This window comes from Paraburkholderia sp. RL17-381-BIF-C (assembly GCF_046026435.1).
Classification (GTDB): domain Bacteria; phylum Pseudomonadota; class Gammaproteobacteria; order Burkholderiales; family Burkholderiaceae; genus Paraburkholderia.
The window spans coordinates 30,353-55,581 of the sequence record NZ_JARESX010000033.1; the positions used below are offsets into that span (position 1 = coordinate 30,353).

General features: G+C 63.1%; 24 protein-coding genes. 15 read left to right on the top strand and 9 right to left on the bottom strand.

Annotated elements, in window-relative coordinates:
• The first annotated feature begins 78 nt into the window (after window positions 1-78).
• Both zwf and P0D70_RS20740 read left to right on the top strand, forming a co-directional pair.
• Entirely contained in the window at window positions 79-1,686 is a 1,608-nt protein-coding gene (zwf, locus tag P0D70_RS20735) for a glucose-6-phosphate dehydrogenase (protein WP_408185864.1), read from the top strand.
• 35 nt (window positions 1,687-1,721) lie between these two features.
• Window positions 1,722-2,522, top strand: a complete 801-nt coding sequence (locus P0D70_RS20740; RefSeq protein WP_408185865.1) for an ROK family protein — start codon at window positions 1,722-1,724, stop codon at window positions 2,520-2,522.
• Between the two features lie 42 nt (window positions 2,523-2,564).
• Here P0D70_RS20740 and P0D70_RS20745 read toward each other — a convergent pair whose 3' ends face one another.
• Window positions 2,565-3,560 (bottom strand): aldo/keto reductase, encoded by a 996-nt coding sequence (locus tag P0D70_RS20745; protein ID WP_408185866.1) that lies wholly within the window; start codon window positions 3,558-3,560, stop codon window positions 2,565-2,567.
• A gap of 453 nt (window positions 3,561-4,013) precedes the next feature.
• Between P0D70_RS20745 and P0D70_RS20750 the strand changes: the two genes are divergently transcribed.
• The 6 genes from P0D70_RS20750 to P0D70_RS20775 all read left to right on the top strand — a co-directional run bounded on the left by P0D70_RS20750 (window position 4,014) and on the right by P0D70_RS20775 (window position 14,127).
• Window positions 4,014-6,200: a TonB-dependent receptor gene (locus P0D70_RS20750; protein ID WP_408185867.1), complete on the top strand. Its 2,187-nt coding sequence runs from the start codon at window positions 4,014-4,016 to the stop codon at window positions 6,198-6,200.
• Between the two features lie 67 nt (window positions 6,201-6,267).
• Complete coding sequence (locus P0D70_RS20755; RefSeq protein ID WP_091805578.1) at window positions 6,268-6,951, top strand: Fe2+-dependent dioxygenase; 684 nt, start codon at window positions 6,268-6,270, stop codon at window positions 6,949-6,951.
• Window positions 6,948-7,670 (top strand): PepSY-associated TM helix domain-containing protein, encoded by a 723-nt coding sequence (locus P0D70_RS20760; protein ID WP_408185868.1) that lies wholly within the window; start codon window positions 6,948-6,950, stop codon window positions 7,668-7,670. The genes P0D70_RS20755 and P0D70_RS20760 overlap by 4 nt, the downstream gene beginning before the upstream one ends.
• A gap of 317 nt (window positions 7,671-7,987) precedes the next feature.
• A complete protein-coding gene (locus P0D70_RS20765; protein ID WP_408185869.1) occupies window positions 7,988-12,934 on the top strand; it encodes a response regulator in 4,947 nt (1,648 codons plus the stop codon).
• Window positions 12,935-13,055: 121 nt separating this feature from the next.
• Entirely contained in the window at window positions 13,056-13,745 is a 690-nt protein-coding gene (locus tag P0D70_RS20770; RefSeq protein WP_408185870.1) for a nitroreductase, read from the top strand.
• Window positions 13,746-13,815: 70 nt separating this feature from the next.
• Entirely contained in the window at window positions 13,816-14,127 is a 312-nt protein-coding gene (locus tag P0D70_RS20775; protein ID WP_408185871.1) for a high-potential iron-sulfur protein, read from the top strand.
• 52 nt (window positions 14,128-14,179) lie between these two features.
• On the opposite strand, the gene P0D70_RS20780 is transcribed toward P0D70_RS20775, so the two are convergent.
• Both P0D70_RS20780 and P0D70_RS20785 read right to left on the bottom strand, forming a co-directional pair.
• Window positions 14,180-14,530 (bottom strand): DOPA 4,5-dioxygenase family protein, encoded by a 351-nt coding sequence (locus P0D70_RS20780; protein ID WP_091805594.1) that lies wholly within the window; start codon window positions 14,528-14,530, stop codon window positions 14,180-14,182.
• Window positions 14,531-14,565: 35 nt separating this feature from the next.
• Window positions 14,566-15,039 carry a GNAT family N-acetyltransferase gene (locus P0D70_RS20785; RefSeq protein ID WP_408185872.1) on the bottom strand — a complete coding sequence of 158 codons (474 nt, stop codon included), beginning with the start codon at window positions 15,037-15,039 and terminating at the stop codon, window positions 14,566-14,568.
• Window positions 15,040-15,437: 398 nt separating this feature from the next.
• On the opposite strand from P0D70_RS20785, the gene P0D70_RS20790 reads away from it, so the two are divergent.
• The 7 genes from P0D70_RS20790 to P0D70_RS20820 all read left to right on the top strand — a co-directional run bounded on the left by P0D70_RS20790 (window position 15,438) and on the right by P0D70_RS20820 (window position 20,500).
• Entirely contained in the window at window positions 15,438-15,773 is a 336-nt protein-coding gene (locus P0D70_RS20790) for a hypothetical protein (protein ID WP_408185873.1), read from the top strand.
• 114 nt (window positions 15,774-15,887) lie between these two features.
• Window positions 15,888-16,160 (top strand): DUF1488 family protein, encoded by a 273-nt coding sequence (locus P0D70_RS20795; RefSeq protein WP_091805600.1) that lies wholly within the window; start codon window positions 15,888-15,890, stop codon window positions 16,158-16,160.
• 870 nt (window positions 16,161-17,030) lie between these two features.
• Entirely contained in the window at window positions 17,031-17,504 is a 474-nt protein-coding gene (locus P0D70_RS20800; RefSeq protein ID WP_091805603.1) for a hypothetical protein, read from the top strand.
• Between the two features lie 268 nt (window positions 17,505-17,772).
• Window positions 17,773-18,126 (top strand): YciI family protein, encoded by a 354-nt coding sequence (locus P0D70_RS20805; RefSeq protein ID WP_408185874.1) that lies wholly within the window; start codon window positions 17,773-17,775, stop codon window positions 18,124-18,126.
• A 147-nt stretch (window positions 18,127-18,273) separates the two neighbouring features.
• A complete protein-coding gene (locus P0D70_RS20810; protein WP_408185875.1) occupies window positions 18,274-18,687 on the top strand; it encodes a YciI family protein in 414 nt (137 codons plus the stop codon).
• 127 nt (window positions 18,688-18,814) lie between these two features.
• Window positions 18,815-19,222, top strand: coding sequence for a VOC family protein (locus P0D70_RS20815; protein ID WP_408185876.1), 408 nt, complete (start codon window positions 18,815-18,817; stop codon window positions 19,220-19,222).
• A gap of 3 nt (window positions 19,223-19,225) precedes the next feature.
• Window positions 19,226-20,500, top strand: coding sequence for an RNA polymerase sigma factor (locus tag P0D70_RS20820; protein WP_091805615.1), 1,275 nt, complete (start codon window positions 19,226-19,228; stop codon window positions 20,498-20,500).
• Window positions 20,501-20,536: 36 nt separating this feature from the next.
• Here the strand turns inward: P0D70_RS20820 and P0D70_RS20825 are convergent, their stop codons facing one another.
• The 6 genes from P0D70_RS20825 to P0D70_RS20850 form a co-directional block, all read right to left on the bottom strand.
• Window positions 20,537-21,229, bottom strand: a complete 693-nt coding sequence (locus tag P0D70_RS20825) for a class I SAM-dependent methyltransferase (RefSeq protein WP_408185877.1) — start codon at window positions 21,227-21,229, stop codon at window positions 20,537-20,539.
• A gap of 188 nt (window positions 21,230-21,417) precedes the next feature.
• A complete protein-coding gene (locus P0D70_RS20830; protein ID WP_408185878.1) occupies window positions 21,418-22,035 on the bottom strand; it encodes a LysE family translocator in 618 nt (205 codons plus the stop codon).
• Between the two features lie 61 nt (window positions 22,036-22,096).
• The gene (locus P0D70_RS20835) at window positions 22,097-22,675 is read right to left on the bottom strand and encodes a DUF4337 domain-containing protein (RefSeq protein ID WP_408185879.1); all 579 of its coding nucleotides are present in this window, start codon (window positions 22,673-22,675) and stop codon (window positions 22,097-22,099) included.
• A 192-nt stretch (window positions 22,676-22,867) separates the two neighbouring features.
• Window positions 22,868-23,044: a DUF1427 family protein gene (locus P0D70_RS20840; RefSeq protein WP_408185880.1), complete on the bottom strand. Its 177-nt coding sequence runs from the start codon at window positions 23,042-23,044 to the stop codon at window positions 22,868-22,870.
• A 102-nt stretch (window positions 23,045-23,146) separates the two neighbouring features.
• Window positions 23,147-24,112 carry a quinone oxidoreductase family protein gene (locus P0D70_RS20845; RefSeq protein ID WP_408185881.1) on the bottom strand — a complete coding sequence of 322 codons (966 nt, stop codon included), beginning with the start codon at window positions 24,110-24,112 and terminating at the stop codon, window positions 23,147-23,149.
• Between the two features lie 173 nt (window positions 24,113-24,285).
• Window positions 24,286-25,146: an AraC family transcriptional regulator gene (locus tag P0D70_RS20850; protein WP_408185882.1), complete on the bottom strand. Its 861-nt coding sequence runs from the start codon at window positions 25,144-25,146 to the stop codon at window positions 24,286-24,288.
• Window positions 25,147-25,229: the final 83 nt, after the last annotated feature.

The window sequence follows — 25,229 nt, forward strand, 5'->3', positions numbered from 1 at the left end:
TTTTTGAACTGTGTGGGTTCAAGCGTGGTCTTTCATGTATCACCACGTTCGTTCCATTGGTTTCCAAAAGTGAATCCCATGTCGACTACACCGAATAACCGAACATCCGCTCGCCCCGCCGCCAGTCAACAGCCGAGTTGCAAAGTCAGCGCGAGCCCGCAGCAAGCGCCGGCTTCGCCGGCTGGCAAGCGGCCCGCGCCACCTTGTACGCTGGTGATCTTCGGCGCGGGCGGCGACCTGACCAAACGGCTCCTCATGCCGGCGCTCTACAACCTGGCGGTGGACAGCCTGCTCGACGGCGGGATGAAAATCATCGGTGTGAATCATGGCGAGCGCGAGACGAGCGAGTGGCGCGAAGACCTGCACAAGTCGCTCGAGCAGTTTGCCGCAGATAAAGCCAGCACCTTCCACGCCGGCAAGCTCGACGACCAGGCGTGGGACTGGGTCGCGCAACGGCTCGAATACATGGCCGGCGAATTCGAAACCGACGATGTCTTCGCGAAGCTCAAGCAAAAGATCGAGCAAGCGCCGGGCGCTAACGTGATCTTCTACCTCGCGGTCAGTTCGCGCTTTTTCAAACCGATCGTCGAGCGTCTCGGCAATGCTGGCCTGCTGAAAGAGGGCGACAGCGGCGGCTTCCGCCGGCTTGTGATCGAAAAACCGTTCGGCACCGATCTCGCTTCGGCACGCGATCTGAACGCGCATATCCTGTCGTACGCAAAGGAATCGCAGGTCTATCGCATCGATCACTTTCTCGGCAAGGACACCGTGCAGAGCATTCTCGCGGTGCGCTTCGCCAATGCGCTGTTCGAACCGATGTGGCGGCGAGAATATATCGACTGTGTGCAGATCACCGCCGCGGAAACGATCGGCGTGGAAGGGCGCGGCAAGTTCTACGAACAGACCGGTGCGTTCCGCGACATGGTGCCGAACCATCTGTTCCAGTTGCTCGGCATGGTCGCCATGGAGCCGCCCAATTCGTTCGATGCCGAGGCCGTGCGCGACAAGAAGGCTGAGATCTTCGACGCCATCCAGCCGCTGACTCCGGACGACGTCGTGTTCGGTCAATATGCAAAGGGCCCGGCGGGTGTCGGCTACCGCGAGGAGCCGGACGTCGCGCCGGACAGCACGACGGAAACCTACGCAGCGGCACGCGTGTTCGTCGAGAACTGGCGTTGGGCCGGCGTGCCGTTCTATCTGCGCACCGGCAAGCGCTTGGCCGCGCGTCGCACGGAAATCTCGGTGCAACTGAAACCGGTGCCGTTCCGCCTGTTTCGTGACACTCCAGTGGACGCACTTACGCCTAACGTGCTGACCTTGCGCATCGATCCCGCGCATGGCACGAGCTTCGACTTCAACGTGAAGACGCCGGGGCCGGTCATGCAAGTCGGGCCAGTGCAGTCCTCGTTCGACTACGGCGACTTTTTCGCGGAGCGGGCGAACGTCGGCTACGAGACCTTGCTCTACGACTGCATGCTCGGCGATGAGACGTTATTTCAGCGTGCCGACAGTATCGAAACGAGCTGGTGCGCGGTGGACGACGTGCTGCATCCGAAATCGGGCGGTGCGATGCCGGTGCATGGTTATGCGGCCGGCAGCGAAGGTCCCGCGGAAGCAGACGCGCTATTGGCGCGCGACGGTCACGCATGGCGGCCGTTGAAACAGGACGCCGTTCAGAAGAAGTAATCCGACGAGCCGCACCAACACAATCGGGGGACACCGTGGCGACACGTAAGACGAAAGTGACAAGCAGTACCGAGCGAATTCTGGCGATCGACGTTGGTGGCACGGGTTTGAAAGCCGCGATCATCGACGCGGACGGCAAGATGAAAACGGAGCGCGTGCGAGTGGCGACACCGCATCCGTGTACGCCGGATCAACTCGTGGACGCGCTGGCGACGCTGGTCGCTCCGCTCGTCGAACAGGAGCCGCCTACGCTGATGTCGATCGGCTTTCCGGGCGTGGTGCGCAACAACCGTATTCTGACCGCGCCGCACTTTGGCGTCGAAGGCTGGCACGATATTCCACTGGCTGATTCACTGGCACAGCGCCTGGGCGGATTGCCGGTTCGTATGATCAACGACGCCGAGATGCAGGGTTTCGCTGCGATCCAGGGCCAAGGCCTCGAATTCGTGCTGACGCTCGGCACGGGCGCGGGGACGGCGATGTTTCGCGACGGTGAGCTGATGCCCCATCTGGAGCTTGCGCATCACCCGGTCAGCAAGAAGGGCGTGGCTTACGACGAATACATCGGCGAGGCGGCGCGTGAGAAAGTCGGAAACAAACGCTGGAACCGGCGCGTTCTGAAGGTGATCGGGATCCTGAGCGCGCTGGTGAACTACGACAAACTGTGGATTGGCGGCGGCAACGCCGCGCGGCTCAAGTTCGATCTGCCGGCAAACGTGGCGACCGTTTCGAACGATGCGGGCATTGAAGGCGGCGCGCGTCTATGGCATGCAAAGTCCATGCGTGAATCGCGGCAATTGCCGGAAGCGAATCAACGGACGGGCCGCTTCAAGTGATCTTCGCGCGGCGCCTGCCGCCCTCGCGGCAGGCGATTGCGCTTAACGCGCCGCGTCACCCCAACGGTACTCCACGCTCGCTTCATCGAGTTGCGTCTTGATCTGCGGATCGAGCACGAACTCGGACGCCGCGAGCGTATCGCTCAATTGCTCGGCGCGGCTCGCACCGATAATCGCGGATGTGACGAGCGGGTTCGCCAGCACCCAGGCGAGCGAAACCCGCGTCAGCGATTCTCCGGTCGGCGCCACGATGGCTTTCAATTGCTCGATCGTCTCGAACTCGCGTTTGTGCCAATACCGCTGCTGATACATCGCGCCGGCCTTGCCGACGGTTTCGGTGAAACGGCCGGACGTCGGCGTCGCTTCCAGTTGATGCTTGCCCGTGAGCAGCCCACCCGCGAGCGGGTTGTATGGCATTACGGCCAGTTGCTCTTCGTCTGCGAGAGGCAGCAACTCGCGCTCGATCTGCCGGAACAGCAAGTTATAGCGAGGCTGCACGGAGACGAAGCGCGCCACACGCAAAACATCGGCGCGGCCCAAGGCGCGGGCGAGCCGATACGCGAGAAAATTCGACACGCCGATATAACGCGCCTTGCCTGATCGCACGATCACGTCCAGCGCTTCGAGGGTTTCGTCGAGCGGCGTATTCGCGTCGTCGGAGTGAAGCTGGTAGAGGTCGACGTAATCGGTGCCGAGGCGTTGCAACGAGGCGTCGATGGCGTCCAGCAGATGTTTGCGCGACGCGCCTTGATCCCACGCCGCGGGTCCCATCTTGCCGACCGCTTTCGTCGCCAGAATGAAGCGGTCGCGTTTGCCCTTCAGCCAGCGCCCGACGATCTCCTCCGTGCGACCGGCAATATTCTCGCCGCCGCCGAGCGGATACACATTGGCCGTATCGATGAAGTTCACGCCGGCATCCGCCGCCGTGTCGAGAATGCGATGCGAGTCATCTTCTTCGGTCTGCAGGCCGAAGGTCATCGTGCCGAGACACAGGCGCGAAACGGTCAGGCCGGTGCGGCCGAATTTGCGGTATTGCATGGTCAACTCCGGGGGATGAACGGAACAGTTCAAGATGCAGTGTTGCAAAAAGGATAAACCGTGTCGGGAATTGATGCCGGCTGCGATCGCTGTAAACCGTTAGTAAGTTGAAAGCTTCGGTTCGGTGTGTTTTGAACTTACAAGCCAGAAAGCCTTTTATTTCAATGCAAGTAACATTACTGAAATGTAATATTCAGGCATAACTCGAACGCATTAAATTACATAAGCCTTTCAATCGTAAAAAATAGAAACAATTCCGTTACGAGGGGTAAGCGACGCTGCGATTGATGCGGTTTTATGCGTGTGGAATGATAGCGATTCTCATTTAACAGCAGCCAGCCATCCCGTCATCGGTGCCGTGCGCACGAGACCGGCAGCCAGCCAATTGCGAATTTGTCATTGATTCCATCTCAGGTATGCGAATCGGGCAAGCGCATCTCTGACGGGATTTCCATGTTCAACCACACGCCGCTTGCGACAGCGTTAGCGCTAGCTTTTGCCGTTCCTTTTGCGACTCCGGCGGTCGCGCAGACCGCTCCGCAAACCGCGTCGCCAGCCGCCTCGCCGGCCGCGACGACCACCGCCGACAGCCATACCTTGCCGACCATCGGCGTCTCGGCGCAGGCTGAACAACAGGACTTCCAGGCAGAGCGGTCGACGGTCGGTGCAAAGACGCCGACGGCGCTGCGCGATATTCCGCAGACCGTCACGGTTATCAACAAGGCCGTGCTGCAATCGCAAGGCGCGACCTCGTTCCAGGACGCGCTGCGCAACGCGCCGGGCGTGACGATCGGCGCGGCCGAAGGCGGTCAGATCGGCAACAACATCAACCTGCGCGGCTTCACCGCACAGAACGACATCTATCTGGACGGTTTCCGCGATCGCAACCAGTACTATCGCGACACGTTCGACCTCGAAGAAATCGAAGTGCTGTACGGTCCTTCGTCGATGCTGTTCGGCCGCGGTTCGACGGGTGGCGTGATCAACCAGGTCAGCAAGAAGGCGAACCTGAAGGACTCGGCGGAAGTCACGGGCATGATCGGCACCGACGCCAAATATCGCAGCACCGTCGATGTGAACCATAAGCTGACAGAGACCTCGGCGATTCGCCTGAACGCGTTCGGCCAAAGCCTCGGTTCGACGCGCGACGAGATGAAGAACAAGGACTACGGCATCGCGCCGGAAGTGCGCTTCGGGATCGGCACGCCGACCGAAGTCACGATCTCCGCGCTGATCCAGCACAACTACGACATGCCTGACTACGGCGTGCAGGCGTTGAACGGTCACCCGTCGCCGGTGCCGAAGAACACCTTCTACGGCTTGACCACCGACCGCACGATTCAGGACGTGCAGACGGTCACCGCCGCGCTCAAGCACAAGTTTTCGGACAACCTGATCCTGACCAACCAGACGCAGTTCTCGCACTCGATGACCGACGCGCGCGAAACCGCGCCGCAAGCGGTGCTGACGGGGCCGCTCGCCAGCAGCACCGCGTTGACCAACGGCAATTACACGACGTTGTCGCCGTCGCAACTGTTCATCAAGTTGCAAAGCCACGACCGTGTGATCGAGAACCACTCGCTGTACAACGACACGATGCTGCAATACAAATTCGTGACCGGCCCGATCAAGCACGACCTGATCGCCGGTGTCAGCCTCGGTCACGACAGCTATTCGAACCAGGCGTACACGCGTAACAATCTGCCGGTCGTTTCGATGGTGAATCCCGCGTATCTGTCCACGCCCGCAGGTGTGACGACGACGGTCGGCAACCATGCGGACTCCGGGTCGAACGAAATCGGCGCCTACCTGAACGACACCGTATCGATCGGCCAGCAATGGAAGGTGATTGGCGGCTTGCGTTGGGATCGCTTCCAGGCGCAGATCCACAACACGATCAGCCTGCCGGCCTACGCCACGCAAACCAATTTCTTCACCAGCGTGCGCGCCGGGGTGATCTATCAGCCGACCGACTGGCAGTCGTACTACGTCTCTTACGGCACGTCGTTCAATCCGTCGCTCGAAGCGCTGACGGTGACCAACCTTACGCAGAACCTCGCGCCCGAGTCGACCAGATCGTACGAAGTCGGCGCGAAATGGGATCTGCTCGGCGGCAATCTCTCGGTGACGTCGTCATTCTTCCGCCAGGAAAAAACCAACGCGCGCACCCAGGTGTCGCCGACGGAATACGAGCTGGACGGCGACGTTCGCGTAGACGGATTCCAGGCCGGGGTGACGGGCCACATTACGGACAAATGGCAAGTGTTCGGCGGCTACACCTACATGGACGCCATCATCCTGAAGGCGCGCGACGGCACGCAAGGTCACGTGCCGGCCAACACGCCGCGTAACACGCTGACGTTCTGGACTACCTACGCGTTCACGCCGCATTGGGAAATCGGCGGCGGTCCGACGTATATGTCGCCGCGTTACGCATCGAACACGAATTACGTGCAGGTGCCGGGCTACACGCGCTGGGATGCGACCGCGGCGTATCGCGCGAAGAAATACGACGTCCGCCTGAACCTGCTGAACCTGACCAACAAGACGTACTACGACGCGTTGATTCCGTCGGACGGCGGCCGTTCCGTACCGGGTATCGGACGCACGTTGCTGGCGACGTTCGATTACCGCTTTTGATACACGTTGAACGGGTGCGTTAGGCTTGCCGTTTTCGAAGACGGCAAGTCGACGCAAAGGAACCATCATGTTGCTGCACATTCCGAATGTACTGAGCGCCGAGCAGTTGCGCGTCGTGCGCGAGCGGCTCGACAATGCCGGCGACGCGTGGGTCGACGGCCGCGCGACCGCGGGCTATCAGGGCGCACCGGTCAAACGTAACCAGCAGATTGCCGAACACACGCCTATTGCGCGCCAACTCGGCGACGTGATTCTCGCGTCGATCGAACGCAATCCGCTGTTCATCAGCTCGGTACTGCCGAACCAGGTGTATCCGCCGCTCTTCAATCGTTACGAAGGCGGCATGCAGTTCGGCAGTCATGTCGACGGAGCCGTGCGAGTGCTGCCCAACGGCGTGAAGCTGCGCACCGACGTCTCCGTGACGCTGTTCATTTCAGACCCCGCCGACTACGACGGCGGCGAACTCGTGATCGAAGACACGTACGGCGTGCAGCAGGTCAAGCTGCCGGCGGGCGACATGATCGTCTATCCGGCGACGAGTTTGCATCAGGTCACGCCGGTCACGCGCGGCGTGCGCGTCGCGAGTTTCTTCTGGGTGCAAAGCCTCGTGCGCAGCGATACGCAGCGTGCGATGTTGTTCGACATGGACACCGCCATTCAACGGCTCAATGCCACCAACGCCGACGACGCCGCACGCCGCAGCCTCGTCGGCATCTATCACAACCTGTTGCGTAACTGGAGCGAACCGTGAGCGTACCCGAGGCATTCGACATTCAAGCGCCCAGGGGCATCGACCGCGCGGCCCGCGAGCCGCAGCGCCTTGACGGCGGCGAGTTGAAGGCGCGCCAGCAGCGCTCGCGCCGCGCCACCTTCATCAAGTGGCTGCGCAAGGTGCATGGCTGGGTCGGTTTGTGGGGCGCGGCGCTGGGTTTGCTGTTCGGCACCACGGGGTTTCTGCTGAATCATCGCGGCGGTCCGCTCAAGGTATCGACCGGCGAGCCGCAGGTCGCGGTGTTGCAGGTGCCGTTGCCGCAACCGGCGCCAGATACGCCACGCGATCTGGGCGAATGGCTCAAGCATGAACTGAAACTGGCGGGCACGCCTGGGCGCGTTCAGAAAGAGCCGGCGCATCCGGTCGCGTGGGGCGAGCGCAGCATGGTCCAGCCGGAGCACTGGCAGCTCAATTTCGCGTCGCCCCGAGAGAACACGTCCGCCGAATATTGGGTGGGCAACGGTTACGTGACGGTCAAGCGCAGCGAGAACACGTTCCTCGCGGTGCTGACTAATCTGCACAAGGGGGTGGGCTTGAGCGTCGGCTGGGTGCTGCTGATCGACACGCTGGCCGGTAGCATCATTCTCTTGTCCCTTACCGGCGTTCTGCTCTGGACGGAGTTGAACAAACGCAAGACCGTCGGCGCGGTGTTGGTGCTGGGATCGATCGTCGCCGCAGTATGCGTCGGGTTGCTGTAAATGCCGCTGCGGGCAGGGCGTAATCCCGGAGAAATCCGCCGCCTTGCCTGACTCGCGCTCGGGAAGATCGTCTTTCCCGAGCGTTGCACCGAGGTACGTTTTACCGGCAGTTCAAGCTCCCCTCGCAGTATCCCTTCCACGCTGCCAGCGTTCCGTTCGGCACACGCTCTCCGGCGCGGCGAAAGGCCCGCTCCGCGCGTCGTCTCAACTTCCTCCGGCATCCGTCTACGTGCGAGAATCGCGCTACATCAATTGCGCGTTAACGTTGGCTATCCATTGGATCAGGCACCGCTTTTGCAATCGCGGTCCGCACGACTATGAGCCACCGCGTCGAGGAGATCGCGTTGAACGAGCCGGACCGCTTCTTATCGGATGCATTGCCCGCCGACCTCGCCGCGCCGTCGTTCCTTGCCGGCGGCGGCGAACTGGGCGCGCTCATCCGCGCCTACGACTGGACGCAGACGGCGCTCGGCGCGCCCGACACCTGGCCGCAAGGGCTGAAGATCGCGATCCGCATCATGCTCACATCGCGTCAGCCGATCTGGATTGGTTGGGGCGACGAGCTGATCTATTTTTACAACGACCCGTACAAATCGATCATCGGCGGCAAGCATCCGGTCGCGCTCGGCCAACCGACCAAGGTCGTCTGGCGCGAAATCTGGACTGATATCGAGCCGCTTCTGAATACCGCGCTGGCCGGCGCGGAAGGCATCTTCGTCGAACAGAAGCTGCTTATCATGGAGCGCAACGGCTTTCCCGAGGAGACGTATTACACCTTCTCGTACAGCCCCATTCCCGGCGATGACGGCGAACCCGGCGGCATTATCTGCGCCAACAGCGACGGCACCGCACAGGTGGTCGGAGAGCGGCAGTTGGCGCTGCTCAAGGAACTGGCGGCGGTCAGCCCCGACGGCCGCGACTGGCGCGAAGCATGCAAGCTCAGCGCGCGTGCCTTGCAGTCTAATCTGCAAGATCTTCCGTTCGCCTTGCTGTACGCCGCCGAACCCGGCGGCGACACGGCCACGCTGGTCGGTTCGAGCGGCATCGAGCCGGATCACCCGGCGGCGGCGCGGACAATCAAGCTCGACGGCGACTCGCTCTGGCCGGTCGGCGACGTGATGGAGATTCAGGCGCCGCAGCTTGTGCGTGATTTGACGCAGCGATTCGGCACCGAGATGCCGCGCGGGCCGTGGCATCTCGCGCCGCAGCAGGCGGTCGTTCTGCCGGTGTCGCCCGGCGGCGAGGCGACCCAAGCCGTGGTTCTGATCGCCGGCCTGAATCCTTGCCGCCTTTTCGACGACGCCTATCGCAGCTTCCTGAATCTGAGCGCCGGCCAGATCGGCGCGGCGATCGGCTACGCGCGCGCTTATGAGGAAGAGCGGCGGCGCGCGGAGGCGCTGGCTGAAATCGACCGCGCGAAAACCACGTTCTTTTCCAACATCAGCCACGAATTTCGTACGCCGTTGACGCTGATGCTCGGCCCTCTCGAAGAACTGCTCGCCAAGCCGCAACTTGCCGCGAGCGGCGACAACGCGCGGATGGGCAGCGATATCGAGGACCGCGCGCTGATCGAGATCACGCATCGCAACGGCTTGCGGCTGCTCAAGCTCGTCAACGCGCTGCTGGATTTTTCGCGCATCGAAGCGGGACGCATGCAGAGCCACCCGCAACCCACGGATATCGCGTCGTTCACGGCCGAACTCGCGTCGCTGTTCCAGTCCGCGATCGAAACAGCGGGCCTGCGGCTCGAGGTGGAGATTCCGGCCACGCCCGTGGTCGTGCAACTCGACCGCGAGATGTGGGAAAAGGTCGTGATGAACCTGCTGTCCAACGCCTACAAGTTCACGTTCTTCGGCACGATTCGTGTCGCGGTTCGCGAGGTCGTTGGCGGTGGCGTCGAGGTTAGCGTGACGGATAGCGGGATCGGTATTGCCGAAGAAGAAGTGCCGCGCCTCTTCGAGCGCTTTCATCGCGTGGCGGGCGCGCCAGGACGCTCGGTCGAAGGCAGTGGCATTGGGCTCGCGATGGTGCAGGAACTGGTGAAGCTGCACGGCGGTACGGTGCGGGTCGACAGTGCGCTGGGCCAGGGGGCGTGCTTCACCGTCTCGCTGCCGCGTGGCGCCGTGCAGCCCCAGTCCGAAGACTCAGCCGTGCATGCCGCCATGAGCAAACACGCGCGCACCTATGTCGATGCCGCGTTGCGCTGGAGTCCGGAGAACGAAATCCTCACCGATGCGCCAATCGATGCGACGCCGGCCGGCGAGGTGTCGCCCGACGCCGCGCCGGTCTCTGCCGCGCGGCTCCTGGTCGTCGACGACAATGCGGACTTGCGTGAGTACATGAGCCGCATCTTGCGTGCGGCAGGGCACGACGTGCGTCTTGCGACCGACGGCCAGGCCGCGCTCGAAGCCGCGCGCGAGGAGCGTCCCGATCTGGTGCTCTCCGACATAATGATGCCGCGACTTGACGGCTTTGGCCTGCTGCGTGCACTGCGCGCCGATCCGGACCTGCGCGACACGCCGGTGCTGATGCTGTCCGCCCGCGCGGGCGAGGAAGCGCGCGTGGACGGCATCGAGCACGGGGCCGACGACTATCTGACCAAACCCTTCTCGGCGCGCGAACTGCTGGCCCGCGTGTCGGGCAACCTGCAACTCGCCCGCTTGCGCCGCGAGACCGAGATGAAGCTGCGCGAGGAATCGCGCACGCTGGAGATTCTCAATCGCGTGGGCTCGACGGTGGCGGCCGAACTCGATCTGAACCGCGCGGTGCAGATCGTGACGGACGCGGCCACCGAACTGACCGGCGCCGCGTTCGGTTCGTTCTTCTATAACGTGCTCGACGACAAGGGCGGCAGCTACATGCTGTACACGCTGTCCGGTGTGCCGAAGGAAGCGTTTGCGGGCTTTCCGATGCCGCGCAACACGGCGGTGTTCGCGCCTACGTTCAACGGCGAAGGCATCGTTCGCGTCGACGACATCACTCAGGATCCGCGTTACGGCCATAACGTGCCGCATCGTGGCATGCCGGAAGGCCACCTGAAGGTGCGCAGCTATCTGGCCACACCCGTGCAGTCGCGTAGCGGGGAGGTGGTCGGCGGCCTGTTCTTCGGCCATCCGGAGCCTGGCGTATTCACCGAACGCGCCGAGCGGATCGTGGCCGGTATCGCCGCACAAGCGGCCATTGCCATCGACAACGCGCGTCTGTACCAGGCCGCGCAAAGCGAAATCGCCGAGCGCGCCAAAGCGCAAAGCGCGCTGCACGATCTGAACGAAACGCTGGAGCGCCGTGTGATCGAGACGGTGGCGGACCGCGACCGTCTGTGGGAGTTGAGCGAAGATCTGCTGGTGGTGGCCGATATCGAAGGCCGCTTGCAGCGCGTGAGTCCGTCGTGGAGCAATGCGCTCGGCCATAACATGCATTGGCTCATGTCGCGTTCCTACGTCGACCTGGTTCACCCGGACGATGTCGCGGTCGTCAGCACGCATCTCGCCGAATTGCGTCGCACGGGCGTGCCGGTGCGCTATGAAAACCGCTTCAAGCGGATCGACGGTACGTGGCGCTGGGTCGCGTGGACACTCGCGCTCGATCCCGACACGGCGCGCATTCACGGCGTGGGCCGCGACGTCACCGCCGACAAGGAAACCACCGAGGCGCTGCGCCACGCCGAAGAAGCGCTGCGCATGGCGCAGAAGATGGAAGCGATCGGCAAGCTCACGGGCGGCGTCGCGCACGACTTCAACAATCTGCTGCAGGTGATAGGCGGCAATCTGCAACTGCTGGCGAAAGACGTCGCCGGTTCCGAGAAGCCCGAGCAGCGCGTGCGCAATGCGCTGGCGGGCGTGGCCCGCGGCGCGAACCTCGCCTCGCAGTTGCTGGCGTTCGGGCGGCGTCAGCCGCTCGCGCCGAAGGTCGTCAATCTCGGCCGCTTCGTGCGCGGACTCGACGACATGTTGCGACGCGCGCTCGGCGACGGCGTCGAAATCGAAACGATCGTGTCGGGCGGCTTGTGGAATACGCTGGTCGATCCCTTCCAGGTCGAGAACGCGCTGCTGAACCTCGCGATCAACGCGCGCGACGCGATGAACGGCCACGGCAAGCTGACGATCGAAGCCGGCAACGCCGCGCTCGACGACGCCTACGCCAAGCGCAACGCGGAGGTTACGCCGGGCCAGTACGTGATGCTGGCCGTCACCGACACGGGCGCCGGGATGCCGCCGGAAGTACGCGAGCGCGTGTTCGAGCCGTTCTTCACGACCAAGCCCGAAGGTCAGGGCACCGGCCTCGGCTTGAGCATGGTGTATGGCTTCGTCAAGCAGTCGGGCGGGCATGTGAAGATCTACAGCGAGGAGGGGCACGGTACGACGATTCGCATCTATCTGCCGCGGGTGCGCCAGCAGGAAGACCTCGAAACGAATATCGACGCCGGTCCCGCGAAGGGCGGCACGGAAACGGTTCTGGTGGTGGAGGACGACGAGGAAGTGCGCACGACGGTGGTCGAAATGCTGTCCGATCTCGGCTATCGCGTGCTGAAAGCGAAAGACGCGCAAAGCGCGCTCGCGATCGTCGAAAGCGGCGTGCCGATCGACTTGCTGTTCACCGATGTGGTAATGCCCGGCCCGCTGCGCAGCACCGAACTCGCCCGCAAGGCGCGCGAACGGTTGCCCGCGATCGCGGTGCTGTTCACGTCGGGCTATACGGACAACGCGATCGTGCATTCCGGGCGGCTCGATGAAGGCATCGAATTGCTCAGCAAGCCCTACACGCACGAAGCATTGGCGCGCAAAGTCCGCTATGTGCTGCAAACGCAGAATCCACTGGCGGCCGAAATCGCCGAGGCCGAGCAGCATCTTCTCGAGGTCGATCCCCCTGCCACGCCGGATAGCGCCGACAGTTTCGCAGCTCAGACGCGGCCACGGATTCTGCTGGTGGAAGACGACGAACTGATTCGCGCGAGCACCGCCGAATTGCTGCGCACGTTCGACTTCGACATTCTGGAAGCCGAAGGCGAGCACGACGCCAGGCAGATTCTCAGCGAACATGCGATCAGCGTGATGCTCACCGACGTAGGGCTGGCGGGCAAGTCGGGCATCGATCTGGCGCTGGAGGTGTGTGGCGAGCGGCCCGATCTGCGCGTGATCTTTTTGACCGGCTATGACCTCGTGCTGACGCCGGAGCAGCGCAAGGTATTGCCGCAGGCCATCTTGTTGCGCAAGCCCTATGATCTGCTCGATCTCATCGATGCGCTGAAAACGCCGCTCGGCTGAGGCCGCCGCGTTAGACCTGTTGAAGCAGGGCGGCAGTTGCCGGCCTGTCAGCGAAGAAGGTGGCGCTCGCGCTAGAATTCCCGCAGACCGCCACAACCGTTGGCTCTGCCGGAATTCGCCGATGACCACATCCGATAACGCCGTCGACACCGCGCTCATCACGCGGCGCTCCGTTCGCGCCTTTCTGCCTGCTCCGGTGCCACGCGCCGATATCGAAGCCATTCTCGAAGCCGCCAGCCGCGCGCCGTCGGGCACCAATACGCAGCCGTGGAAAGTCTATGTGGTGACGGGCGAGTCGCTCGCGCGCCTCTCGCGGGCCTTGCTCGCCGCCTACGACGACCCCCAGCGCGACGCGCTGTACCAGGAAGAGTATCCGTACTACCCGCATCAATGGGTGTCACCGTACATTGACCGGCGCCGCAAAATCGGCTGGGATCTGTATGGCCTGCTCGGTATCGGGAAGGGCGACAAGGCGCGCATGCATGAGCAGCATGCGCAGAACTATCGCTTCTTCGGCGCACCGGTAGGCTTGTTCTTTACCATCGACCGGGTATTGGAGCGCGGCAGCTGGCTCGACTACGGCATGTTCCTGCAGGCGATCATGACGGCCGCGCGCGGACGTGGTCTCGATACCTGTCCACAGGCTGCGTTTACGCCGTTTCATCGCGTGATTGCGGCACACCTCGGCCTGCCGCCCGAAGAACAACTGGTGTGCGGCATGTCCCTCGGTTTCGCCGACGAAAGCGCGCTGGTCAACACGTTGCGCACCGAGCGTGAACCGGTTGAGCGGTTCACGCGATTTCTCGATTGACGGCGCTTGATCCCACTTGATCGCACTTGATCGCGATCGAGGCACGCCTCCCACTTTCCATCGGACCCATATGAAAACATCGCGCCGCCATTTTCTGCTGCTCGGCGTGAGCGCGGGCTCAGCGCTCGCACTCGCACGTACCGCTTTCGCCGAGACCGCGAATACGCTCAGCGAAGCCGATCCGAAGGCGCAAGCCGTCGGCTATAAGGAGGACGCCTCCAAGGTCGACAAGGCGAAATTCCCCGGCTACGCCGCCGACCAAAATTGCGGCAATTGCTCGCTGTTCCAGGGCAAAGCCACCGATGCATACGGCGGCTGCACGCTGTTCGGCGACAAACAGGTCGCCGCGCGCGGCTGGTGCAGTTCGTATTCGAATATGTGAACCGCAAGCGGCGGCGCGCGGTTCGATTCGCTGCGCGCCGCGTTCGAAGCCGTTAGCCCAGCGCGCTCAGCACCAGTTCGTGCGAATGGCCGATCCATACGGCCGCGTCGCGGTGATCGCGCAGTGCGTCGCCGGTGTTGGGGTGCAGGAAGATATCCAGTGAGCCGTGATTCAGCGTGAGCCAGCCGACCAGGTCGGCGAACTGGTCCTGCGTAAATGCAAGCTGATACGACCACATGGGATGCGGTCCGACCGGGCGCTCGTGAAAGCGGCCCATTTGCAGCTTGCCGCTCCAGTGCGCTTCGATCTGCTCGCGGAAGGTCCACGCGGCGTCGCGGGTGCTCGCATCGAAGTACACATGGGCGTGCCAGCTAGCGATGGCGGAAGTGTCGCGAAAGGTCATGGCAGGTCCGTTACGTATCAGTCTTTATCCGACATTCATTCTGCTTCAATTTCCGCCGACGCGCGCGGCGCGCGCCTCATGTAAAACTGTCTCTCATCTTTGCCGACGATCTCGAAGCCGAGCCGCTCGTAGAGCCGCATCGCGGGATTGCCTTTGAGCACCTTGAGGGTGACCGGCAATGCGTCGGCCTGCGCGGCGCGCAATACCCAATGCAGCGCGCGTTCGCCGATGCCGCGCCCCTGAAGTGCCGGCGTGATCTGCAATTGCACGACGACCCATTCGGCGCCGGTGCGATGCGCCTTGAGCAAACCGGCCGGTTCGCTGTCGATGCAAATTACGCGCGCCGTGTCATAACGATGCAGCAGACGGGCGCGATGCTCGGTATCGTCCGACGGTTCGCCAACGCGCGCGAGGTGCTCAGTCATGGTCGCCTTGCGCAGTTCGAACAGTAAGGGTATGTCCGAGTCCAGCGCCGGGCGCAGGGTGAAGCCGGGTTCTTGAGCGGGCATGCTGGTCAGGTTGCCGGTGTGCCGGCGGCTAGTAAGAATGGTCGTGAATTGTCGCGCCAGCAGCGCTTTTTTACCACGCGGTTATGTGTGTGCCTCTCGACTTTGCAGTGCGCCGGTCGCGCCGATGCCGACAGTTGGCGGTCCGCGCCTCCGCGCAATCGCGTGCTGTCGCGTGCCTCGCCTCAGGCGTGATCGGCATTTGCGCCGCGCCAGAGGCACGGTGTCGTCAGGTCGCGTTGCAGTCGCCACGGTTCACGCGATGCGTTGTGCCCTCGTTGGCATGCGCTTTGCTTTTGCCTCGTGCGCAAATTGCTGGCGCGGGCGGCCTCGAAGCCGCACCGTCAACAAAAAAACGCCAACCTGGCATAACAACGAAAATGCTGAATACGAAACCACACATGGTCACGCACGGGGTCGACGGCGACGCGATGACGCTCGTCTTTTATCCCGACACCGGTTGTCTGCGCTTTGTCGATGCGCGCGGCATTTGCCACGAGCTTCGGCCGCCGCATTCCTGGTTTGCGATTTCGTCCGCATCGCGCGGCGTGCGCCGTAGCACGCAAGCCATGACGGAAGGGTTGAATGCATTGCTGCATGAGTTCTGCGCGAAACGTCCGCGCTGGTTGAGCGGTTCAGTGCGCCGACCGGCGCATGTGCCGTTGCCGCTGTCGACGCACGCGCCGGTTCACGGGACAATGGCTCAGCTCACAACGAGCGCGGCCGTGGCGCGATAGGGTGCATCTGATCAGTCGAAAAACTCAGCGCGTGGCTTTGCGTGCGTATTCAGTTTCTTCCGGTGTCGTTCGTTCAACACGGCGAGCGGCTTAACGAACTTTGCGAGGTGGGCTATGGAGATTATCGAGCTTGAGCCAAGCGTCTCGGCAGACGGACGCGCGGTGATTTTCCAGCTTTCGACGCGAGGACGGGACCTTGAGTGCGCCGTCACGCGTGAGGCCTTGGAGCAGCATTTCTGGCTGCAACGCGACGCCGGCGAGGAGCGCGTATTGAAGACTTTCGCGGACGGGCGCAAACGCATCACCGCCGTGGCGGAGAGAAAGATGCTGGCGCGTCCGGGCGAAAAAGTGCTGCTGACGATCAGCGACTTCGTCGCTCGGGGTTGATGACCCTGCCCGATGCGAACGCGCGTGTCGTCCACGCGGTGTCGCGTCGGTTAATCGCACCCACTCGAAAATGAACGAGCGACGGCGAAGGCGCCGTCGCTCATGTCTGAGGAAATCGGCCTGTTACGCCGATTCGCCAAACTGGCCTGCCAATTCCCCTCGCTTCGCGCAATTGCATTCGCAAGTGCCGGCATACACTGTTTTCCATGGCGCGACAAATCACCGAGCCCATCGACGCGGTCTTCCCCCGCGTTGTTTTGAACCGTACCGTTGATGGCAGTTTGCCGTGGTTGTCGTACACGGCAGGGCAGTAAAGCAGTAGGTAAGAGAAGCAATGCAAACGGCGCGCGATCCATGAATTAGCGCGTGAATCAGCAGGGGGTTGCAGTCAGGCGATGTTGAAGGCGAAGGACCCGGCTGTGATGCAGCAGTAGTTCAAGAAACAACAGCTTTTCGCAGATGTAGTTCAAGTAGCAACTCTGTTAGTTTGCGGTGGTGAAGGTCGGCAAGCATCCACGCGCGAGTACGACTGTTCCATCCTGTCCGACCCTGTTCCTTCGCGGGAACAGGGTTTTTTTTCGTCTCGTTGCGCGGCAAGGCTTGCAATCGGCGGGTTCGAACCGATATGCCGGCGTTGCACTGCGTTTTTTGCGGCGGCACCGGACAAGCGGCCGGCTGCGCGCTGTGACGCACGCTGCATCTAAACAGGACTTGAGGTCGTTTAAGTCTGTCTTAATAGTTGCTTGCCATGATGGCCACACAGACTCGCTTCGGGCCTGTCGAGCCGCCGGCGTATCGGCGGCGATTGCCGCCGTTGAACGCAAGAATCCGGTGGCGAAGCCGAGAGTTAGAGAAGGAGGTTGAACCGATATGTCCAGTAAATCGCGAGTCCGCAAGCACAACCAGCCGGCCATGTCCCCGCTGTTGCGTGCGCTGACCTATAGCCGCACCGCTCATGAGCCGGTCACCGCGGCGATGCTTCTGCAGTGCTACACCGCCCTCGATGCATTCCGCCACGGCCACGGCTCGCGGAATCTGCACATGACCTTGAGCCGGCATTTACTGGTGTCGCAAGAGCTTGCGCGGCTCGGTCTCGGCGAGGACGCGATTGCCGACATCGAAAGCGCACATGCCGCGATGGTTCAACTCGACGCGCGTGAACTCGGCGAAGGCGCATGGGCTTTGGAAGACGGCGAATACGCCCGCTTGTGCACGGCGCTGGAGATTCTCGACGCGCAACTGTCCGTGGCATCGTTGAGCGAGATTGCGAGCGCGGAAGCGAAAATGATTGAAGGACTGATGAGGTCCGCGCAGGTTCAGGCGATTGCAGAAGCTGCTGCCTGAGGAGCAGGGTGGCCTGGTTAGGCTCTTTCGTTTCTGGTTCGCGCAAATGAAACGCCCCCATGGGGCGTTTTTTTCACACCTCGCATCGACGTGCGGATATTACGAGTCTCCGTAAGGCGCCCATTCGGCCGCCATGCCAGCGCCGCATCTGGTTTGCTGGAGTCATCCGCGCTTGTTAGACTGCCTCTCGCCAACCGGCCGTGAGCGCGATTTCTCCTCTTACGCTTCCAGGGCGTTCACGTTTGCGACGCGATCAATCGGAGACGCCATGTCTTATATGCTGCTCATCGTCGAACCCCCGAATCAACGCATTGAACGCGGTGAAGCTGCGGGCCGCGAAGTCTACGACCAGATGGTCCGTTTCGCCGCCGATCTGAAAGAGCGCGGCAAACTGGTCGCGGTCGAGTCGCTCACGTCCGCAAGCGACGCGGTCCGCGTACAGGTCCGCGACGGCCAGCCGAAACTGCTCGACGGCCCGTTCGCCGAAGCCAAAGAGATGATCGGCGGGTTCTTCCTCCTCAACTGCGATACCCGTGAAGAAGCCGTGGCTATCGCCCAAGCCTGCCCGGCGGCCACGTGGTGCACCGTCGAAGTCCGCAAGCTCGGACCTTGTTTCGCCTAGGCGATACGCGCATCGACAGCGTTGTCTCGGGGTTTTCCCTGGTGGGTCGGCAGGCGTGTCGATCCGGCCGCGCGTTGCTCGTCGTGTGAGTAAGAAGCCTCCCAGTTTGTGCGGCTTTCCCTCTCACAACGAATTGGAGTAACGGCGATGCGATTCATGATCCTTGTAAAAGCGACGGCCGCGAGCGAAGCCGGCGAGATGCCGGAAGCGTCCCTCATGGCCGCAATGGGCGCGTACCACGAAGAACTGGCCAAAGCCGGCGTGCTGCTCGACGCCACCGGTCTGCAACCGAGTTCTAAAGGCTGGCGCATACGCTACAGCGGCGGCAAGCGTTCGGTGGTCGACGGCCCGTTTGCGGAAACCAAGGAACTCGTTGCCGGCTACACGCTGATCCAGGTGCGCTCGCGTGAAGAAGCCATGGAATGGGCGCGGCGTTTTCCGGCGCCGTTCGGCGAGCAAGCCGACGGCGAAATCGAAGTGCGTCAGTTGTTCGAACTCGACGACTTCGAGCCCAGCCCCGAGCTGGACCGGTTCCGCGAACTGGAAGCCGGCAAGCGCTGAGGCGGGAGCGGGAACCGCGCTGAACGCGGCGCAGGGCTGCTGACGCGGCGCAACTGGCGCAACGTGCGCACTGAGCGTAGTGCGTGGTGAGAGCCGTGCGAACGCAACCTCATCAATGGACTCCATCATGCATAAGCAGATCTACGTCAATCTCGCGGTGAATGACCTCGAACGGTCGAAAGCCTTTTTCAGCGCGATCGGCTTGAGGTTCGAGCCGCAATTCACGAACGAGCAGGCGGCCTGTCTGATCCTCGGCGAAAACATCTACGCGATGTTGCTGGTCAAGGACCTGTTCAAGTCGTTCACGCGCAAATCGCTGTGCGACCCGAAGGAGAGCACGGAAGCGCTGGTGGGTCTGTCTTGTGAAAGCCGGGAAGAGGTGGATGCGCTGGTCGCGCGAGCGCTCGCCGCGGGCGGCGCGATACCGCGCGCGCCGCAGGATTATGGTTTCATGTATGGGCATGGCTTCGAAGATATCGACGGCCACATCTGGGAGCTCATCTACATGGACCCGAACGCCAAGGCGGCGGGCTGACGCGTGACGACGGCAGCCACCCACCGTGCCATCGAGGCAGTCTGGCGGATCGAATCCGCCAAGGTCATCGCCCACGTCGCGCGAATCGTGCGTGACGTGGGGCTCGCCGAAGAACTGGCGCAAGACGCCCTGGTGGCCGCGCTCGAACATTGGCCCGACGCGGGCGTGCCCGACAATCCTGGAGCGTGGCTGATGGCGACCGCAAAGAACCGCGCCCTTGACCGCTTGCGGCAGGAAGCGTTGCATGCCCGCAAGCATCAGGAGCTGGGTCACGATCTCGACGCGCTGGAGGCTCATCTCGTGCCCGATTTCGTCGATGCCCTCGATGCCGCCCGCGCCGACGATATTGGCGACGACCTGCTGCGGCTGGTGTTTACCGCGTGCCATCCGGTGCTGTCCACCGACGCGCGGGTCGCGCTCACCCTGCGGCTGCTCGGCGGCCTCACCACGGACGAAATCGCGCGCGCGTTTCTCGTGCCGGAGCCGACCATCGCACAGCGTATCGTGCGCGCCAAGCGCACGCTCTCGGCTGCCAAGGTGCCGTTCGAAGTGCCCCAGGCGGACGCGCGCGCGCCGCGGCTCGCCTCGGTGCTGCAAGTCATCTATCTGATCTTCAACGAAGGCTATTCGGCCACTGCCGGCGACGACTGGATGCGTCCTGCGCTATGCGAGGAAGCGCTGCGGCTTGGCCGTGTGCTGAGCGGTCTCGTACCGGATGAGAGCGAAGTGCATGGCCTTGTCGCGCTGATGGAGATTCAGGCGTCGCGCACGCATGCACGCACGGATGCGCGAGGCCGCCCCGTGCTGCTGCTCGATCAGGACCGCAGCCGCTGGGATCCACTGCTGATCCGTCGCGGGCTCGCCGCGCTCGACAGCGCGCATGCGTTGGGCGGCGCGAGCGGCCCCTACGCGCTGCAGGCGGCGCTTGCAGCGTGTCATGCGCGTGCGCGTCGCGCGGACGATACCGACTGGGTGCAGATCGTCGCGTTGTATGACGCGCTTTCACAGGTGGCACCGTCGCCGGTGGTCGAGTTGAATCGCGCGGTGGCGGTCGGCATGGCGTTCGGCCCGGCTGCCGGACTGGAGATCGTCGACGTGCTGGCAACCGATGCCGCGCTCGCGAACTACCACTGGTTGCCGAGCGTGCGTGGCGATCTGCTGGCGAAACTCGGCCGCGTGGATGAGGCGCGTGCCGAATTCGAACGTGCGGCCGGTATGACGCGCAATGCGCGTGAGCGCGAATTGTTGCTCGAGCGTGCGCGCGGCATTGCACATTGAGTCTTGCCGCGTAAAGCGCCGATGCAAGCCGCCGTATCAGACGGCGCACGCCCTAAGCAGATAAAACTCCCGCGGGCCATACTGCTGCGGCGGGTCGCTGAGCGGCTCGACGAAGCGGGTGATGCCGATCCGATCGAAACCCGCGGCCACGCAGGCGGCCTCCAGCGCCGTTGCGTCATGCACCGTGAAGCCGTACTCGGCAAACGGCATCTCAATCGCGGCACCCGGCGTGATGGCCGCGATCACCAGCGTGCCGTCCACTTGCAACACGCGGCGAATCTCCGCCAGGCCGGCGGTCAGGTCGGGCCAGAAGTACGTACTGTTGATCGTGACGGCCTTGTCGAACGAAGCGGCGGCGAACGGCATGGCGGCGACGTCCGCGGTTTCGAGCCTGACCTGGCCGTCGCGCACGAAAGCCGCGTTGCGGCAACGAGCGACGGCGATCATGGTAGGCGATAGATCGATACCGGTGAAACGCAGCCTCGCCCCCTGATCGAGCACGTAGGCGATATGCCCGCCGTTGCCGAGGCCAACTTCGAGCACGCGCTCGTTTGCGTGCGGATCGAGCAGATCGAATGCCGTTTCGATAACCGCGCGATTCGAGCGTTCCAGCATGTCGCCGACCGCTATGCCGATCTTGCCTGCCGGGCAGCCGAGCTGGGGAAGCAAAATGCTTGCTTCGAGGTTGGCGGTCGTCACCTCGTCTGACGGATCAATAGTTTCTCTCACAGCGATTCCTCCATGACAGATCGTGCCGGATGCGGTGTTCGCTGCAGGGGTGCGAACAGTAATACGGCATCCTTAATTTATGTCATGAAGCTGCGCCGTGCTTATCTCTTTATTGCTGGCGCTGATGGAGGCGAGACTGCGTGCAAAACAGTATTTAACACGCGTCTCGAGATTGGGGACTGCTGAAGCTACCGTATCAATTGACGCACACCCAACGCGACGATCAGCCCGCCGCAAACGCGGTCGATCCATGCCTTGCAGCGGCGATAGGCGCTGGCAATCCGCTCATGCGACAAGGTGAGCGCAACGAACCCGTACCAGCTGCTTGCCACCACGCACACCATGCCGAGCATCGCGGCAAACGTGCCGACGCTGACGTGCGCCGGCATGGCGGAGGAGAACACCGCGGCGAAGAACGCCATCGACTTCGGATTCGCGATGTTGGTGGCAAAGCCTTGCGCGAATGCCTGACGGAAACCGCCGCTCGTCGCATGCATGCTGCCAGCCGGCTTGCCCGCCGATGCATTGACGATCAGACGTCCGCCGAACCAGATCAGGTAGCCGGCGCCGGCCACCTTGACTGCCAGCGCGAGCCACGGAAAAGCCGTGAACACAATGCCGACGCCGAGAATCGCGCAGCTTGCCCAGAACAGATTGACCAGCACGATGCCGCCGACCATCGCGAGCGCTTCGACTCGCGTCGCCGATGCGGCCTTATGCGCGACCGCGACGAAGTTCGGGCCGGGGATCACCACGCCGGCCACATACACCGAAAAAACGCCTAGAACGGCGGACCCATCAATCACGCTTCACTCCCTTCATTTGCGCCGCGCAGCCAACCACGGCGGCTGTGCGGCCCTTGATCCATCAAGCCGAGAAAAACGCCAGGGCGCCGGTGATCACGCCCGCTCCCGCCACCACGAACGAGAGATTGCGCAGCCACTTCTTGCGGGTCAGCAACGTGATGGCGCACAGGGCGATCGCCACCTGGATCAGCGTGGTGGCCTGTGCCCAACGATGATGGCCGTGCAGAAGCGTTTCACTCTTCACGTCGTTATCGACGACTTCCTTTTCTATGGCTTCGGCCTTCGCGCGGATCGGCTCTTTCTGCTGCTTGTATTTATCGACGTCGGCGAGGAATTTCGCATGCGCGTCGGTATTCGCGGCGGAGAGCGCCGCGCCGAGTTCGGCGAGATTCTGCTTCTCGCCCTTCGCCTGGTAATAGTTCCACTGGTTCGACGCTTCGGTCTTTTTGATCGCAGCTTCGTTCTTGAAATACAGCGCGAGGTTTTCGCTGTTGCCGCTCTGATAAGCGCACAGCGCACCAATCGTTGCGAGTATGGCCGTGATCACGGCCATGCGGCTTGCGAACGGGTCCGCGTCGTGATGGCCGGCGTGTTCCACGGCATGGTCGTGCGGACCATGTACTTCGTATTCTTCAGGCATCTGATTCTCCGAGGCGAAGCTTTTCTTGTCATATCCGGGCAGCGCACCGGCCCGTCGGGCCTCAATCTTAGCGTGTGACGCACGGTGACGGAAAAGGGGATGGCCTGGCGAGCCTGAAGAAGTGTCCGGGTTGGCTTGACTCGATCGATGCGCTGACTTCAGCGCAAGCAACGCGCGGCGGCTTGAAGCAGGTCAGTGAACGCCCGCGGCAAGCCAGGTGCGGACGAACGGAATCACATGTTCGCCGCCCAGCATGCCGAGCAGTCCGACCAGCGCGACGGTCGGCGGCGCGGGCGACTTCACTTCCATTACGCTGTAGAGGAGGCCGACCACCGCTCCGGCGGCCAGCGAGATCAAATACGCTTTCATGACTGTTGTACCCAGGTGAGAAGCCGCGTGACAGACCACTCGAAAAACCACGTGAAAAGCCACGTGAAAACGGGCCGCCACGCCCGCCGGCCGCGACGGCGACTACATCGTGATGACGACCCGGCCGCGCGTGCCGCTGGCGACGGCGTCGTACGCTTCGCGCGCGCGTTCGAGCGGGAAGGCCTGCGCGATCACCGGCCCGGTCAGCTTGCCGGTTTCGAAACCCTCGACCAGCGCTGTCATCAACGGCGCCGAGTCGGCGACGCCGAGCTTCGCGCTATCCACACCGAGCAACTGGGTCTCGTTGTGATAGAAGTCGATCAGATCGAACTCGACGCGGCGCTTGCCCGTCGCGCTGATTTCCAGCACGCGGCCGCGTCGCTTGACGAGGTTCAATGCGGTCTCGAAGGCCACGCCGCCGACCGTGTCGTACACCACGTCCGCGCCCACGCCGCCGGTCAGCGCTCTCAAGCGATCGGTGACGTTTTCGTCGAGCGGCACGTAGTCGTCGATCAGGCGGCCCGCCGGCGTTTCCGCGTCGAGTGGATGACGGTCCACGGCGATCACCCGCGCGCCGTGTGCCTTCGCGATCTGCACCACCGCACCACCCACGCCGCCACCCGCGCCGATCACCGCGATGATTTCGCCCGCTTGCAGATGCGCGTACTCGACCGTGCCGAGCCAGGCGACCACGAAGTTCACGCCTATGGCGGACGCTTCGGCGTGGCTGAGTGTTTTGGGTTTGCGCGACAGTGCCGCGAGCGGCACCTTGATGAATTCGGCATGCGTGCCGTCGCGCGTGAAGCCGATATCGCCGCCGGTGCCCCACACTTCGGCGCCGAGCCAGTTTTGCGGGCCGTCCACCACCACGCCGCTGAAGTCGCGCCCTGGCGTACGGGGCAAAACCGTGTGCCCGAAATGTCCGGAGACGTTCTTAACGTCGCTCGGATTCACCGAGGCCGCCTTGACCTGCACGACGACGTTGTCCGCATCGGCTTGCGGCGTGGGCAGATCGACGTATTCGAGCACTTCGGGGCTGCCGAAGGATTTGAACTGGACGGCTTTCATCGTGCGTCGCTCCATGCAAGAGGGGTGCTGCTGGATTCCGCGCTATTTCGCGCAGCAGATTGAACGTAGTCTAGGTGACCGGCACAAAGGCGTTGAGACAAAGACTTTCGAATATCGGACAAGGCGTTGGATCAGCCTGGACACCATGCGCAGAAGACAAGCGCGACGAGTAATCAGCCGGGTCGTGTCTTCGCCGGTTCGGGTTCGGGTTGGGGTTCGGATTCGCGTTCGGGTGAGACAACGGAAGCCGCTTCGCTCAATGTGCCGCTCGGATCGAAGCCAGTGGGCGGCGCGCCGAGTTCGCGGCGGAACATGTCGCTGAAGCTGCTCGGCTGAAAACCGAGCGAGCGCGCGACGCTGCTGACCGGCCGCCCTTCGGCGAGCCAGGAGACGGCCACCGCCAGTTGCACCTGGCGGCGCCATTCGGCAAAGCCGATACCCAGTTCCCGTGTGAAGAGCCGCGCCAGCGTCCGCACGCTCGCTCCGACCGAAGCCGCATGCTGCTCGAAACTGATGGCGATCGACGGGTTGTCGATCACCGCGCGGCATAGCGCCTCGAGCCGCCGGTCCGAAGCATCGGGCAGCGCGATGCGCAGCGACGAGCGCGGCGCGTGTCCGAGTTCCAGCATGGCGAGACGGTACGCGGCGTCGAGATAGGTTTGATCGCGTGCGCCGGTGCCCTCGTGTTCCGCGATCGAGGTGATCAGTTCGCGCAGCAGGCCGTTCACTTCGAACACGTCGCTGCGCCGGCTCAGGTGACCGACGTTGCGCTCGTGAAGGTAGAGGTTGCGCATTTCCACTTCGCTCATCATGTGGATGGAATGCAGCGTGCCGGCCGGCAGCCAGACCGCCCGTTGCGGCGGCACGACCAGTGCTTCGCGGCCGACTTCCACCCACATCACGCCCGATACCGCGTACAGCACCTGCGCCCACGTGTGCGAGTGCGGGTCGATGCGCAGCCCGCGCGGATAGTGCCGCGCGAGCGAACGGGCGTCGGCGTCGTCATGCAGTTCGGGTGGGCGGGCTTTCGGCACGGCGGGTCGGTTCGGGTCGGCTTCGCGCAAGCGGATCGCGGACCGCGGCGGTCCGTGTTCGAAGCATAACGCGAGGCGCGGGC